The sequence below is a fragment of the Monashia sp. HAY1-2A genome (genome assembly GCF_056755315.1).
Genome location: NZ_JBNDHY010000374.1, coordinates 1 through 279, shown reverse-complemented (window position 1 = coordinate 279; position 279 = coordinate 1). Strand labels below are relative to the sequence as shown.

Genomic DNA, 279 nt, shown 5'->3' with positions numbered 1-279 from the left:
GGCCACGTCGAGTGCCACGTTGCCGTTGCCCAAGACGGCGATTTCCTTGGCATCCAGCGGCCATTCGCGGGAAACGTCCGGGTGGCCGTCGTACCAGGAGACGAAGTCCGCGCCGCCGAAGGAACCCTCAAGCTCGATGCCCGGGATGTTCAGGTCGGCGTCCTTGATGGCGCCGGTAGCGAAGATGACGGCGTCGTAGTGCTTGCGGAGATCCTCGATGGAGATGTCCGTGCCGTAGTCGACATTGCCGAAGAAACGGATGTCGCCGCGGTCCAGCAC

At 63.8% G+C, this 279-nt stretch carries 1 pseudogene; it reads right to left on the bottom strand.

What is annotated here, in order from left to right:
* A pseudogene (locus ACPYOM_RS22350) lies at positions 1-279 on the bottom strand (pyridine nucleotide-disulfide oxidoreductase); the annotation flags it as partial.